Origin of the sequence: Aeromonas sp. 1805, assembly GCF_013085525.1 — a bacterium.
Taxonomy (GTDB): Bacteria; Pseudomonadota; Gammaproteobacteria; order Enterobacterales; family Aeromonadaceae; genus Aeromonas; species Aeromonas hydrophila.
The window spans coordinates 1153725-1166698 of sequence record NZ_CP038515.1 but is presented as its reverse complement, the minus strand read 5'-3'; the positions used below and the strand labels follow the sequence as shown (position 1 = coordinate 1166698).

The window sequence follows — 12974 nt, the reverse complement described above, 5'->3', positions numbered from 1 at the left end:
CGCCGCCTGGCGGCCACACATCATGACGAAGGGGGTTCGGTCGCTCCCTTGGCATCGCCGCGGCCGGGGGCCCTGTCGGCGGAGGATGTCTGCTTATGGTTCGGGGCGCTCGCCGGTTGGGGTGAGCTGCCGTTCGCCTTTCTGGCAAGGGCTTCGCTGGCGGCAAAGGCCAGCAGCAAGGGGGTGGTGAGGGCCAGCATGGCCTGTCTACTCCTGCAACCGATGGGATGGCCACAGTAAACAGCCGGCTTGTGTCTCAACTTTGCCGAACGGGCGCTTTTTTGTAGCAGAGTGTGGCATCTTGCTGATCTGGCACACTTTGACACAAACCGCCCGGCAGATTTTCGTATACTCGTGCCAGCTCTAACAGGAGAGGCCTCATGAACCAAAGCAGCACCCACATTCTGGTGGTCGACGATCACAGCGAGATCCGCGATCTGCTGAAGCGTTTTCTGGAACAGCACGGCCTGCGGGTCAGTTGTGCCCGGGATGGCAAGGAGATGAAGCGGCTGCTGGAGGAGCGGGAGTTCGATCTGCTGGTACTGGATCTGATGATGCCGGGAGAGGACGGCCTGACCCTCTGCCGCGAGCTGCGGGCCAAGTCCAGCCTGCCCATCATCATGCTCACCGCGATGGGGGAGGAGACCGACCGCATCATAGGGCTGGAGATGGGGGCCGACGACTACCTCGCCAAGCCGTTCAATCCGCGCGAGCTGCTGGCCCGCATCAAGGCGGTGATGCGTCGCACCCAGGTCGAGCCGCAGCCGGCGGCCGAAACCTTGACCCGGGATCTGCGCTTCGATCGCTGGCTGCTCGACATCAACCGGCGCGAGCTGGTGGATGAGGAAGGGGTGGGCCTGAGCCTCTCCACCGCCGAATTCGACCTGCTGCGGGTCTTTCTGGAGCGGCCGCAGCGGGTGCTGAGCCGGGATCAGCTGCTGGATCTGGCCCGTGGCCGCGAGGCGGTGGCGTTCGACCGGGCCATCGACACCCTGGTGAGCCGGCTGCGGCGCAAGCTGGAGCGGGACCCCAAGAATCCGGAGCTGATCAAGACCATCTGGGGCGGCGGTTACCTGTTCGCCGCCGATGTGACCCAGGTATAAGGCCGTGGGGATCCTCAAGCGTGGCTGGTCGAAACTGTGGCCCAAGGGGCTGACCGGCCAGATCATCCTGGTGGCGCTGGCCGGGCTGGTGTTGATCCAGCTGCTCAGCATCCAGATCTACCGTACGGATCGGGAGGAAGCGCTCGGCTACATCAACAGCCGCAACGCCATGCAGCGGATTGTTTCCGTGGTACGGCTGCTGGCCCTCTCGCCCCCCTCCCTCTATGACGAGATCATCAAGGCGAGCCGCAGCGAGACCCTGCTGCTGCGCATCGCCGACGAGCCGCTGCAACCGGACAACCGCAGCCCCCGTTTCGAGCAGCTGGTGCGCTCCCGGCTGGGCTACCCCTCGACCCTGATGGTGGAGATCAGCGCCGAGCTCAAGCAGGATGCCCAGCGCAGCCGCGCCTGGCAGCACCACAGCCGGATGATGAAGGATCGCAAGGGGATGCCGCCACCGCAGGACATGCGGCTGTACGGCTCCATCCAGCTGCCGCGCGGTGGCTGGCTGCAGTTCAGCTCGCTGGTGGACAAGGAGTCGGCCAGCTGGTCCTGGCAGACCACCCTCAACCTGATGCTGGTGGCGAGCCTGGTGATCGGCCTGATGATCTGGCTGTTCCGCCGCGCCACCCTGCCGCTCAAGCAACTGGCCGCCAACGCGGATCGGCTCGGCCGTGGCGAGGACATAGAGCCGCTGCGGGAAGAGGGGCCGACCGAGGTGCGCGAATCCATCCAGGCGTTCAACCGCATGCACACCCGGCTCGATCGCTTCGTGCAGGACCGCACCCGGATGCTGGCGGCCATCTCCCACGATCTGCGTACCCCCATCACCAGCTTGCGGCTGCGCACCGAGTTTCTGGACGAGGGGGAGGACAAGGAGCGGATCCAGCAGACCCTGCAGCAGATGGAGCAGATGCTGGCGGCGACCCTCAGCTTTGCCCGGGAGGAGGGGCAGCAGGAGGCGACCCGGGAGCTGGATCTGGTCAGCCTGCTGGAGAGCCTGTGCGACGACTATGCCGACACCGGCCAGCCGGTTACCTGCCTGGCTGAGGGCAAGCAGGTCTACGCTTGTCGCGCCAATACCCTGCGCCGGGTGCTGCAAAACCTCATCGGCAACGCCATCAAGTACGCCGGCAGCGCCGAGGTGTCGCTGGAGCGTACCGACAGCGAGCTGGTCATCCGGGTCTGCGATCAAGGGCCCGGCATCGATCCGGCCAGGCTGGAGGACGTGTTCAAGCCGTTCGTGCGACTCGACGAGGCCCGCAACACCGAATCCGGCAGCGTGGGGCTGGGGCTCTCCATCGCCCGCACCCTGGTGCACCAGCACGGCGGCGAGCTGACCCTGCACAACCGCGAGCAGGGCGGGCTGGAAGCGCGCATCAGCCTGCCGCTGTAAGAGCGGCGGGAGCAGGGCGGGGAGGATGGCGACGAGCCGCCTCCCCGTTTTTTATCTTGCACTTATCTGACTGAAATCACGCCTATTTCATACTCGCTCATGCTTGTTCTTCTATGCTGAAGGTGGCGATAATCGATGGCCGCACAGACGGCCAAACAGCAAGGTTGGTGCAGGGATGGCGGGCGATTCTGGTTTTCGGTGGCGAGTCTGGTGCGGGGTGTGGTTGTTGCTCTTGGCACAGGCGTGGCCCGTGTTGGCGAATACGCCCCTCAAGCCGCTCATCGTGACCAACTCCAAGGCCTGGCAGCCCTTCTCCTACCTCAATGAAGAGGGGGAGCCCGATGGCCTGCTGATCGATCTGTGGCGCGAATATGGCAGGGTCACCGGTCGTCCGATCCAGTTCAAGCTGGTGGACTGGCAGGCCTCGCTGGACCTGGTTCGCAACGGCCAGGCCGATGTCCATGGCGGCCTGCTCTGGTCGCCGGAGCGCAATCTGGTCTACGACTACGGTCAGGCCCTCTCCCATGTCGACTCCCAGCTCTTCTTCGCCAACTCCCTGCGCGGTTCGGACGTGAACTACTACCTGCTGCACGAGAGCGTGGGGGTGGTGACGGGGGGCTACGAGGAGTACTACGCCCGCAAGCACTTCCCCACCACGCGCCTGCGCACCTTCGATGACAACGACGCCATGCTGCGGGCGGCCTTCAGCGGCGAGCTGGATGCCTTCATCGCCGATCTGCAGGTGGCCAACTTCTACATCTACACCTCGGCGGATCCCACCCGCTTCATCCCGGTGCGCCACCTCTACAGCGACGAGATCCGCTTCGCCGTCGCCAAGGGCAACCAGGCGTTGCAGCAGGAGCTGGAGCAGGGCTTCTCCCGCATCGGCGAGGCGGATCGGGAACGGATCGTCCGCAAGTGGATGCACATCGAGACCGTCTACCCGGTCCATCTCTGGCCCTGGCTGCTGGCCATCGGCGGCCTGGTGCTGATGGCCTACATCATCCAGTTGCGGCGGGCGGTGGCGAGCCGCACCGCGGAGCTTATCCAGGCCAACGCCAGGCTGGAGCGCCTTGCCGGCACCGACTCCATGACCGGCATCCTCAACCGGCGCGCCTTTTTGCCACTGCTGGAGCAGCGGCTGGCCAGCGGTCAGGCCTCGGCCCTGCTGCTGTTCGATCTCGATCGCTTCAAGGGGATCAACGATCACTTCGGTCACGGGGTCGGGGACGAGGTGTTGTCGGCCATGGTGGCGCAGGTACAGCGGGTGCTGCCCGCCAGCGCCCTGTTTGCCCGCATCGGCGGGGAGGAGTTTTGCATCAGCCTGCTGGTGGCGGACATGGCGACGCTGCAGCAGTGGGCCGCCAGGATCGGGCGGGAGGTCAATAGCCACAAGTTGCCAACCAGTGCCGGAGCGCTCGGCATCTCCATCAGCACGGGGGCTGTGTGGGTGCCGGCAGGGGGCGGGGCGGAAGGTCGACGGGTGTTGTTGCAGGCGGATCAGCTGATGTATGGCGCTAAATCGCAGGGGCGCAACACCTGGCAGGCGGCAAGCTACGTGAAAGAGGCGGCTGGCGAGGGGGGGAAATAAAAAACCGCCGCCCAGAGCGGGCGGCGGCGGGTCATCAGAAGTTGTAGGTCATGCCCAGGGTGTAGCGGCGACCATCCAGCACGGTACCGAAGCTGGAGTAATCCACTGTCTTGTCGAACAGGTTGTAGACACCGGCGGTGACATCCAAGTGTTCGTTGGCCTTGTAGACCAGACCTGTGTCGAAGAAGGTGTAGGAGGGGGTACCCTCGGCCATCTTGACCCGGCTCAGGTAATCGGAGGTCTTGCTGCGGAAGTTGACCCGTGACCAGAGGCTGACGGTCTCGGTGGTCTGCCAGTCGACCGTGGTGTTGAACATGTGGCGCGGCATCTGGTTCAGCGGCTTGCCTTCCATTGCACCACTCTTCTGTTCGGACTGGGTGAAGGTGTAGCTGGAGGCCAGCGACCAGGCGTCATTGATGGTCCAGTTGGCCGTGCCCTCCACCCCGCGCATGTTCGCCTTGTCGACGTTGATGCGGTCGCTGATGAAGTCATAGGTGTGACCGTTCAGGGTGCAGGAGGGGTCGTTCTTGCTGGTGCAGCGGCGGATCTCGGAGATCTTGTCCTCGAAGTCGGTATTGAACAGGGTCAGCCCGGTGTTCAAGCCTTGCTGACCATCCCACAGCAGGGCGATCTCCTGGCTCACGCTGGTTTCCGGTTTCAGTTCCGGGCTGCCGACCAACATGCCGTCCTGAGTGCCGCCACCGGTGGCCTGACCCCAGTTGGCGGCCGACATGCGCAGATCCGGTGAACGATAGCCGGTGGAGACGCCCCCTTTCAGCGTCCAGGAGTCGGCCAGGTGCCAGACCCCGTACAGACGCGGGCTCCAATGGGTGCCGTAGTTCTGGTCCTGATCCATCCGCACGCCGCCGGTCAGGGCGAAGGTGTCGGTCAGCGACCACTCATCTTCCACGAACATGGCCCAGCTCCAGCGGGTCAGCTGATTGGCGCGGTTGGCCACGTTGAGCTGGTTGCCCTGATCCTGGAGATCCTCGTAGCGGTACTGGCCACCCACGCTCAGATAGTGCTCCCCCAGTTCAAACTGGGTGTGAGTATCGGCGATGGTGTTGATGAGCTTCATCTGGCGGCCGGGGTTGGTGTTCTCTTCCCGCTGCAGGTAGCTGGTGGAGGAGCCGAAGTCATAGCGGCCGTCGTGGGTGATGGCGAAGTTGGTGCGCTCGTAGGTGCTCAGGCTGGGTTTTGACTTGGCCGAGAGAGATTCGCCCGGCGTGCGGTTGCGATCCTGCAGGCCGCGACTGGCCTCGAAATCGAAGCGGTTGTGCTCGTCCGGGGTCAGGCTGAAGACGGCCGTACCGCTGCGCATCTCCTGCTCGGCGAAACCGTTCTGGAACTGATCCTCGCCACGGTGGGAGAGCTGGCCGTTCACTCGCATCCCCAGCAGTCCATCCACCAGGGCGCCGGCGGTATAGGCGTTGGTCTGGAAGATGTCGCCGGACTCCTTGTTCTCCTGGAAGGTCGAATCGGCATGCAGCGAGCCCTGCCAGGCCGTCATGCTGGCGGTCTTGCGGGTGATGACGTTGATGACGCCGCCCATGGCGTCAGAGCCGTAGCGGGAGGACATGGGGCCGCGCACCACTTCGATCCGCTCGATCGCCTGCAGCGGCGGGAGCCAGCCCTGCTCGATGCCGGGGCCGTCGCTGTTGGGACGGGTGCCACGGCTGTCGACCCGTTTGCCGTCGACCAGCATCAGCGTGTACTTGGAGCCCATGCCACGAATGCTGATATCGCTGCTGCTGCCACCGCCGGTGATCACCACCCCGGGCACATCCTTCAGGGCGTCGGTCACGTCGCGATAGGCGCGTTTCTCCAATTGCTCGCGGGTCACCACCGAGATGGAGGCGGCGGTATCCTCGATCTTCTGCTGGAAGCCGGAGGCGGTCACGACCATGACCTCCTGCTCGGCGGCATAAGCGTGTGATGCGAGGGCGGCGAGAATGAGCGTGGTCAGCTTGTTGCGGTGCATTGTTATCATGTTGGCCTGAACTCTTTTAGTAAGAAGATGCATTCATCCTTTGGGTGAATCGATGGGGGTCTCATCGCATCCCGCGTGAAACCAGGACCAGAAAAGGTTCAATTGGATAATCACCAAGTCGGTCGGCAGGCATTGTAGTGATCGCTGGATGATGTGTAAATGATAATTAATCTCATTAATATTGTGCGGTTATCCTCTCACCAGCAGATACGGGATGAGGAGCATGTGTGGCGCGGTGACGGGAAGCGGGGGCGGGACAGAGAGAAGGTTGAGAGGGTCGGCAGAGGGGGAATGGCAAATGGCAGACAACAAAAAACCCGCCGAAGCGGGTTTTTTCAATTCTTGCAGCGGATCGTTCCAGCCGGCATGAGCAGGCGGACCGGATCCCCGGCTTGAATTACAGAGCTACTACGTTAGCAGCAGCCGGGCCTTTCTGGCCTTGCTCGATGGTGAACTCAACGCGCTGACCTTCGTCCAGGGTCTTGAAGCCCGGGGTCTGGATGGCGGAGAAGTGAACGAACACGTCTTTGCTGCCGTCGGTCGGGGAGATGAAGCCAAAACCTTTCTCGGCGTTGAAGAACTTGACGGTACCAGTCATTTTGTTGGACATGATAATTTCCTTAAATAGCGTTTAAAGTGCCAAATGGCAATCTATGATTTTTCGTCAGCAATACGTATGGGGAGCACTAAAGAAGGAGAATTATTTGATAAGAAGAATCATGGATAATTCTTATACTAATCGCTGCTTTACTAAAATGACTGCCTAACATAACCAGGTCTGAACTACCGAACCATCGCAAAAGATTAAAACATGCCCATTTTCTTAAAGCAAATTTTATCTCGCTGCGAGTGGTCGGATATCGACGCAGCCACTCCCGGTGTGGGTGTCTGCAGCGCAGGATCCTGCGGCGTTGCAGGTCGCTGGACACACCATGGCAGAGGGTTGTTCTCTGCCATGGTGTGAGTTGGCTGATTGAGGTAGGGGGCGCTTGAGCGGGAGGATTGGCCGTCAGCGTTTGCTGCGAAACTTGTTGCTGACGGAGTCCACCCAGCTGAATGTCTCTGGCAACACCTGCTTGCTGGCTCGCTCCTTGGCCTTTTCCCGTGCCAGTTTGGCGGCCACTTTGGCGGCGGCAGCACGGTCTGCGACTATCTTGAGTCTACCTTCCTCGCGGATGCGGTTACGCTCGGCATTGCTCAGTTGGTGATCTGCATTGGCCTGTGCTTTTTGGAGCAGCAGGGTGATCTCGGCCTTTTCGGCGTCGGTGAGGTCCTTCATTTCCAACTTTTTCACGGCGTGCTCCTGATGGCGGGAATAGTCCACCCTACCACACCTGCCGGCCGTTTATTGCACAATCGACGCCGTTTTCGAATACCGTTCCACCGGATGGCCGTTGTCGAAGGGAATGGCCTGCAGCATTCCCCTCGCACGGCTCAGCGCCGTTAACCATGCCCGCTTGGTTCAACATGGATCAGCACGACGGCGTGGGGGAGGTGCCGCATGATGCCCTGCTCTATCCGATCGCAGATGGCGTGGGAGTGCTCGATGCTCATCTCTTTTGGCAAGGTCAGGTGGAAGTCGATGTGACGACGGCGCCCGGCCTGGCGGCTGCGCAGATCGTGAAAGCCGCCATGCTCCGGGCAGCACTCCTCGATCACTCTGGTGGTGATGGCCAGCTCTTCCTCGTCCATGCTGTGGTCCAGCAGGGGTTGGAAGGCTTGCTTCAGCATGGCGATCGCCTCCTTGAGGATGAACAGGGCGACACAGATGGCAACAATGGGATCCAGCAGATAGAGGTTGTAGCCCAGTCTGGCGGCGATCCAGATACCGAGCAGGCCGACGGCGACCCCGAGCGAGGTCAGTACGTCCGCCTTCAGATGCAGCGCATCGGCGGCCAGGGCCACGGACTCTTCCTCCTTGGCCACCCGGTAGAGGTAGGCGGAGACGCCGCTGTTGACCAGCGCCGAAAACAGCATGACCAGCACACCGAGACCCACCCCTCGATCGGGGTAGGCGTGATCAATTTGCCGACGGCCTCGAATATTATCCAGCCGGCTGCCAGCAGGATCAGCAGCGCTTCGATCACGCCGGAGACGTTTTCAATTTTGTCATGACCGTAGGGGTGGCGTTGGTCGGGGGGAATATCCGATTTACGTACGGCCACCAGCGCGATCAATGCCGCCACCAGGTCCATGGCCGAGTGAATGGCCTCGGAAATAATACTGACGGAACCGCTCAGTATGCCGGCAAATATCTTCATGATAATCAAGGTGATATTGGAGCAAACTGAGACCAAGGCCGCTCTGGTTTTTCTGGTCATGGGACGTCCTTATTCTCGCTGGAATATTTTCACAAATAGGGCTGGATAATATCAGCTTGTCCAGGGAGGCGCTGCTTTGGGTTGTAACTTTTTGTTTCTGGTGATAGTGAGAATGCTTATCTAAATTATCTCTCATTATTTAAAGAGAATTCATTTTGGCATTCAGTGGTTTATTTCACATCATCATGAAATAAATCTGTTTGGCGTTATTTTATAAGGAATAAATCGCTTCTCCGGCCGTTCATTCCCCGCCCGGATCGGGTCAGCGGAAGCCGGTGAACATCTGCGGCCACTGGGTGATGGGATGAGGGTGGATTCTTGCGCAAGATTAGGGGTATGCTGGACTGAGTGCGATCGCAGGATCGTCACTGAAAGCGTACTGTAGTCTACGATTCGGATGGCATGCTGGAACCTGGGTTCCAACTGTCTGGGTAACATTTTTGGAGTTTGATGATGAGTAACAAAGAACATCACAACGGCAAAGATGCCAAGAAAAAACCGCAGATGTCACTGAAAGAGAAGCGCGAAGCCAAACGTCAGAAAGCAGATCTGAAAAATGGCGGCGCGATGAAGTAACGCTCCCCATGCTGTAGTTCCTTTGGAGCCAGTAACAAAAAGCCAGCCTTTTCGGGCTGGCTTTTATGTTTTCAGGAGGCTCAGGGCGTGGCCCCGTAGCGGGCAAATATGCGCTGATAACGGCCATCGGCCCGCATGGCATCGAGCCGGCGATCGAACCAGCGCTGCTGCGCCGCCTGGCGAAAGGCAAAATGGTAGTGAGTCGGAGCAAACAGATCGTATTGGCGGACCCGGCCGGGAGCATAGAGCTCGGCCCCATATTTGCTATTGGCCAGCTGTGCCAGATAGTAATAGAAAACCCGCTGCTCCAGGATCACCGCATCCACCCGCCCCAGCATCAACCTGTGCACCTGCCCCTGCTGTTTGGCGACCTCTTCGTAACGGGGATTCTGGTCAGCCATGCTGGCAAAGGCACCTCCCAACACCTGACGGGCACGCTGGAAGGCGCTCACCCTCAGTGTCTTCATGTCGTCCAGAGTGCTGATGTGGGTTTTGCCGAGGGTGAACACCCGATTGTGGAAGGCGATCACCGGCTGCGACAGGAAGACGTCGTGCAACATGCCGGGTTTGACGTTGATGATGGCATCGAGCTTGCCGGACTCCAGCATGCGGAAGGTGCGCTCCAGCGGCAGATATTCGAATTGAGGCTCATAGCCGCTGTCCCGAAAGGCCTCTCTCATCAGGTCGAGCTCGATCCCGCGACCCTCTTCCTCGATCACATAGGGCGGGATGGCGAAGCTGACCCCCACTCGCAATGGCTCGCCGGCCAGCAGCAAGGATGGCAGCAATAGGGTGGCGCAAGCCGCCACGCACAACAAGATTCGATACCAAGACCCCATGCGTTCTCTCTGGCAACTGGATTGCCCCGATCATAATCCCAAGGCGAATGATATGGGGACGTATGGCTGGCAAGACTGGCCAGGAGGCTGGATTGCGCGCCACGTCTGCGTCAATAACAGGCAAAAAAAGGCCCTGCATGAACAGGGCCTCCGGGATCTGACGTTGCTTAGAAGGGAAGGCTGCTGTTTCAGAATGTGTAAAGTGCCTTTTCGTGATATTTTTCATTATAAAACATACGATTAGATAGTTAAACTTTGTTTTTTACATAAAAAACATCTGTAAAATATAAAAAAATGTCAAGACGGTGAACATGTGTAACAAGTGTCTTTACATTTTGGGATTCGGAAGCTTAAGAACAGTAAAAGCTGTACAGAGCTAGCTATTCACCTGACACCGACATCAATCCGTAATAGGTTTCTTTGGACATATGCACGTCAAGGAAAGCGCTAACGTTGGCCGGAATTGCCGTTCTGTCCCCGTCTACAAATACACCTGTACGATATGCATGAAAAATTAGAATAAGATCAATATATTTCGGATTTTCACACATTGGTAGGAGCGACCAATACCTCCACAACAGTTCAGGCTTAACCTATAAAAATGCTATTTTAAGGTACAATTATTGGCACCAAAACTATCAGGTCCAACTATGAGTTACCAGAACCTCTCAGCGGCAGCGGCCAGTATCACCGAACTAAAACGCAATCCGATGGGCACACTCAAGAAGGGGCAAGGTGCTGCTGTTACCATCTTAAAACGCAACGTACCGGTCTTCTACTGTGTCCCCCCCGAACTCTTTGCCTACTATGTCGAGTTGGCTGAAGACGCTGAGCTTAATCGTATAGCTGATGAACGCATGACCTCACTCAACAGGATCAGCATTTCGCTGGATGATCTATGACTTCTTCTGGGTAATGCGATCGCTGCCGGGTACAGAAGGCGTGGTTAAGTTATGAGAATCGGTGCTCTATGAAGCTCCTTAACTTTGCCGCTTTGTCGGGGGCCTTCATTACTCTGATATGGGAGACACCCCAACTTAACGGGCTAGCCTAGGTAGCTGCCATGGGAACCAGGACAAGATCTCGACGCAGCAATACAAAAATGAACATGGTTCCCAATGAGCTCTGTTGGTTGGTTATTTCGTTTGGTTATACCTAGCCTCCAAGTGAGGCGGGTAACTCCACTGGCAATCAAAAGAACAGTGCTGGTGACACTGCAAAGCGCTTGCTTAGAGCTTCAATATGTTGGCGAGTAAGTTTTTTACCGTTGGCTGCATTGAGCAGTTTGCTAACATTGGATCTGGATCCCAGTTCAGGCAGGTCAGCCACTCCCAGTCTGTGCTGGCTCATCAAAGTCTTCAAGACAGCGATGCCCGGCTCCACGCACGCCAAAGCCTTGTTGAAGTCGGCGAATTCGTCAGCTCCGTCTTCCCAGCGCTCGATACTGGTTGCAAGCAACTCAATCAATTGCTTATTGGTGTCATAGTCATCGACCAACTCGTCCATCAGCTCAAGAGCTCGCTCATAATCACCTTGATTATTGATGTGGGCGATGTGAGGCACTTGAGCCAATGCTTCTCTAATCTGAACCAGCGCAGGGTTTAACATGATGGCTACTCCTTGTCTCAACGGTACTCGCCATGAATAGCGACTATCTGGAGAAGGTGATTCTGTCAGGAATGAGAGTGGTGCACAAATAATGCTCATTCATGAGCTCACACTTCTATTGATACTCCCAACACTCGGTTTACTGTTGAGGGTCATGAGATGCCAAGTGGGACTGATACCCTTACGCCAGAGACTTGTTCGCACCATCCCTAGCATATAAAACTAGTCGAAGACGCTGAGCTTAGTCGTATAGCCGATGAACGCATAGCCCTACTCGATAAGGTCAGCGTATAACTAGATGATCTATGACGTATGCCATGTAATTTGATCGCCGAGTACTGAGTGAGGTAGTTGCTGAATTATGAGTCTTAGCATTATGAAAAACGCCTGAACTTCAGGGCTGATTCAAGTCATCCCTGTGGGAAACACCTGAACTTCAGGGCTTATTCAAGTCGTCACTGTGGGAAACACCTGAACTTCAGGGCTGATTCAAGTCGTCACTGTGGGAAACACCTGAACTTCAGGGCTGATTCAAGTCGCCACTGTGGGAAACACCTGAGCTTCAGGGCTGATTCAGTTGTCATTGTGGGAAACACCTAAACTTCATGGCTGATTCAAGTCTCCACTATGGGAAACACCTGAACTTCATGGCTGATTCAAGTCGCCACTATGGGAAACACCTGAACTTCATGGCTGATTCAAGTCGCCACTGTGGGAAACATCTGAACTTCATGGCTGATTCAAGTCGTCAGTGTGGGAAACACCTGAACTTCATGGCTATTTCAAGTCGCCAGTGTGGGAAATACCTGAACTCTGTGGTGAGATTGGGATTCAATAGGCCACCTTAAGGTGGGGCGATTTCATGGTCTGGATTTGGTAGCAGCTATGAGAAGACCGACCACTAGATTGTCTACGAAGGCTCATCGAGCGCACCGATGAGCTTTCCACAGCAGATTTTTATCGCTACCTTTAAGACTATATTTTGCAATGAGGACATAAAAATCATGACTGACGTAGCATATAAAAATGATCAAATTAAGCCCTTTAATGCTCGACTTATCATGTCTCTAGGTATTCCTTCCGATCCATTGAATATACATTTATGGATTGTTGCAGGAATTGCCCCTGAGATTATTATTCGGCTCGTTGAGTCAGTCGGGTCTGATGTTAAGACTATCTGTCATCTGGCTGGAATTAGCAAGAGTACTATAAACCGCAAACTCAAGAATGGAATCCCTCTAACCCCTGAGCAAGGAACCAGGATATATGGTGTAATAAAAGTGCTTGATGCGACGCTCTCGCTACATAATGGTGATTTTGCTATAGCAATGTCTTGGTTACATTGTCCAGCAAAAGGACTGGGAGGTGAGAAACCTGCTAATATATTGACTACAGTAATTGGTGTCCAAGCTGTAGTCGATCTCATTGGTCGAATCGAATATGGGGTTATTATTTAGATATCCTTTTGATATCAGTCACAGAACTCCTTGATGAACAGAAGAAGGGTACTGGAATGGCCGGTGCAACTAAGACCGGCCCCCAACCCATAA

At 57.1% G+C, this 12974-nt stretch carries 12 protein-coding genes and 1 pseudogene; 6 read left to right on the top strand and 7 right to left on the bottom strand.

The annotated features are described in order from the left end of the window. Positions 1-20: 20 nt before the first annotated feature. Entirely contained in the window at positions 21-200 is a 180-nt protein-coding gene (locus E5E96_RS05580) for a hypothetical protein (protein WP_171281266.1), read from the bottom strand. Between the two features lie 180 nt (positions 201-380). Between E5E96_RS05580 and E5E96_RS05575 the strand changes: the two genes are divergently transcribed. The 3 genes from E5E96_RS05575 (at position 381) to E5E96_RS05565 (ending at position 4090) form a co-directional block, all read left to right on the top strand. Next, positions 381-1103 carry a response regulator gene (locus tag E5E96_RS05575; RefSeq protein WP_011707648.1) on the top strand — a complete coding sequence of 241 codons (723 nt, stop codon included), beginning with the start codon at positions 381-383 and terminating at the stop codon, positions 1101-1103. A 4-nt stretch (positions 1104-1107) separates the two neighbouring features. After that, complete coding sequence (locus E5E96_RS05570) at positions 1108-2499, top strand: ATP-binding protein (RefSeq protein ID WP_024946365.1); 1392 nt, start codon at positions 1108-1110, stop codon at positions 2497-2499. Between the two features lie 103 nt (positions 2500-2602). Beyond that, entirely contained in the window at positions 2603-4090 is a 1488-nt protein-coding gene (locus E5E96_RS05565) for a transporter substrate-binding domain-containing protein (protein ID WP_103828009.1), read from the top strand. 34 nt (positions 4091-4124) lie between these two features. Here E5E96_RS05565 and E5E96_RS05560 read toward each other — a convergent pair whose 3' ends face one another. The 4 genes and pseudogenes from E5E96_RS05560 to E5E96_RS05545 all read right to left on the bottom strand — a co-directional run bounded on the left by E5E96_RS05560 (position 4125) and on the right by E5E96_RS05545 (position 8401). Further along, the gene (locus E5E96_RS05560; protein WP_171283208.1) at positions 4125-6071 is read right to left on the bottom strand and encodes a ligand-gated channel protein; all 1947 of its coding nucleotides are present in this window, start codon (positions 6069-6071) and stop codon (positions 4125-4127) included. A gap of 406 nt (positions 6072-6477) precedes the next feature. Beyond that, on the bottom strand, positions 6478-6690 hold the full coding sequence (cspA, locus tag E5E96_RS05555; RefSeq protein WP_011707644.1) for an RNA chaperone/antiterminator CspA: 213 nt from the start codon (positions 6688-6690) through the stop codon (positions 6478-6480). A gap of 399 nt (positions 6691-7089) precedes the next feature. After that, positions 7090-7374, bottom strand: coding sequence for a DUF3811 domain-containing protein (locus E5E96_RS05550; RefSeq protein WP_024946369.1), 285 nt, complete (start codon positions 7372-7374; stop codon positions 7090-7092). 149 nt (positions 7375-7523) lie between these two features. After that, positions 7524-8401: pseudogene (locus tag E5E96_RS05545) on the bottom strand (cation diffusion facilitator family transporter). A gap of 453 nt (positions 8402-8854) precedes the next feature. Between E5E96_RS05545 and E5E96_RS22735 the strand changes: the two are divergent. After that, positions 8855-8977, top strand: a complete 123-nt coding sequence (locus E5E96_RS22735; protein ID WP_011707641.1) for a hypothetical protein — start codon at positions 8855-8857, stop codon at positions 8975-8977. A gap of 80 nt (positions 8978-9057) precedes the next feature. Here the strand turns inward: E5E96_RS22735 and E5E96_RS05540 are convergent, their stop codons facing one another. Then, positions 9058-9816 (bottom strand): ABC transporter substrate-binding protein, encoded by a 759-nt coding sequence (locus E5E96_RS05540; RefSeq protein ID WP_024944985.1) that lies wholly within the window; start codon positions 9814-9816, stop codon positions 9058-9060. Between the two features lie 650 nt (positions 9817-10466). On the opposite strand from E5E96_RS05540, the gene E5E96_RS05535 reads away from it, so the two are divergent. Next, positions 10467-10718 carry a plasmid stabilization protein gene (locus E5E96_RS05535; RefSeq protein WP_171281701.1) on the top strand — a complete coding sequence of 84 codons (252 nt, stop codon included), beginning with the start codon at positions 10467-10469 and terminating at the stop codon, positions 10716-10718. Positions 10719-11007: 289 nt separating this feature from the next. On the opposite strand, the gene E5E96_RS05530 is transcribed toward E5E96_RS05535, so the two are convergent. Beyond that, positions 11008-11424: a type II toxin-antitoxin system HigA family antitoxin gene (locus E5E96_RS05530; protein ID WP_171281700.1), complete on the bottom strand. Its 417-nt coding sequence runs from the start codon at positions 11422-11424 to the stop codon at positions 11008-11010. Positions 11425-12428: 1004 nt separating this feature from the next. Here E5E96_RS05530 and E5E96_RS05525 point away from each other — a divergent pair. Continuing rightward, the gene (locus E5E96_RS05525) at positions 12429-12881 is read left to right on the top strand and encodes an antitoxin Xre/MbcA/ParS toxin-binding domain-containing protein (protein WP_171281699.1); all 453 of its coding nucleotides are present in this window, start codon (positions 12429-12431) and stop codon (positions 12879-12881) included. Positions 12882-12974 lie beyond the last annotated feature (93 nt).

What these genes read in the sequence shown, in the direction of transcription:
- E5E96_RS05540 (WP_024944985.1), bottom strand. Translation starts at nt 9,816, where the DNA reads ATGGGGTCTTGGTATCGAATCTTGTTGTGCGTGGCGGCTTGCGCCACC.
- E5E96_RS22735 (WP_011707641.1), top strand. Translation starts at nt 8,855, where the DNA reads ATGAGTAACAAAGAACATCACAACGGCAAAGATGCCAAGAAAAAACCG.
- E5E96_RS05580 (WP_171281266.1), bottom strand. Translation starts at nt 200, where the DNA reads ATGCTGGCCCTCACCACCCCCTTGCTGCTGGCCTTTGCCGCCAGCGAA.
- E5E96_RS05525 (WP_171281699.1), top strand. Translation starts at nt 12,429, where the DNA reads ATGACTGACGTAGCATATAAAAATGATCAAATTAAGCCCTTTAATGCT.
- E5E96_RS05530 (WP_171281700.1), bottom strand. Translation starts at nt 11,424, where the DNA reads ATGTTAAACCCTGCGCTGGTTCAGATTAGAGAAGCATTGGCTCAAGTG.
- E5E96_RS05535 (WP_171281701.1), top strand. Translation starts at nt 10,467, where the DNA reads ATGAGTTACCAGAACCTCTCAGCGGCAGCGGCCAGTATCACCGAACTA.
- cspA (WP_011707644.1), bottom strand. Translation starts at nt 6,690, where the DNA reads ATGTCCAACAAAATGACTGGTACCGTCAAGTTCTTCAACGCCGAGAAA.
- E5E96_RS05575 (WP_011707648.1), top strand. Translation starts at nt 381, where the DNA reads ATGAACCAAAGCAGCACCCACATTCTGGTGGTCGACGATCACAGCGAG.
- E5E96_RS05560 (WP_171283208.1), bottom strand. Translation starts at nt 6,071, where the DNA reads ATGCACCGCAACAAGCTGACCACGCTCATTCTCGCCGCCCTCGCATCA.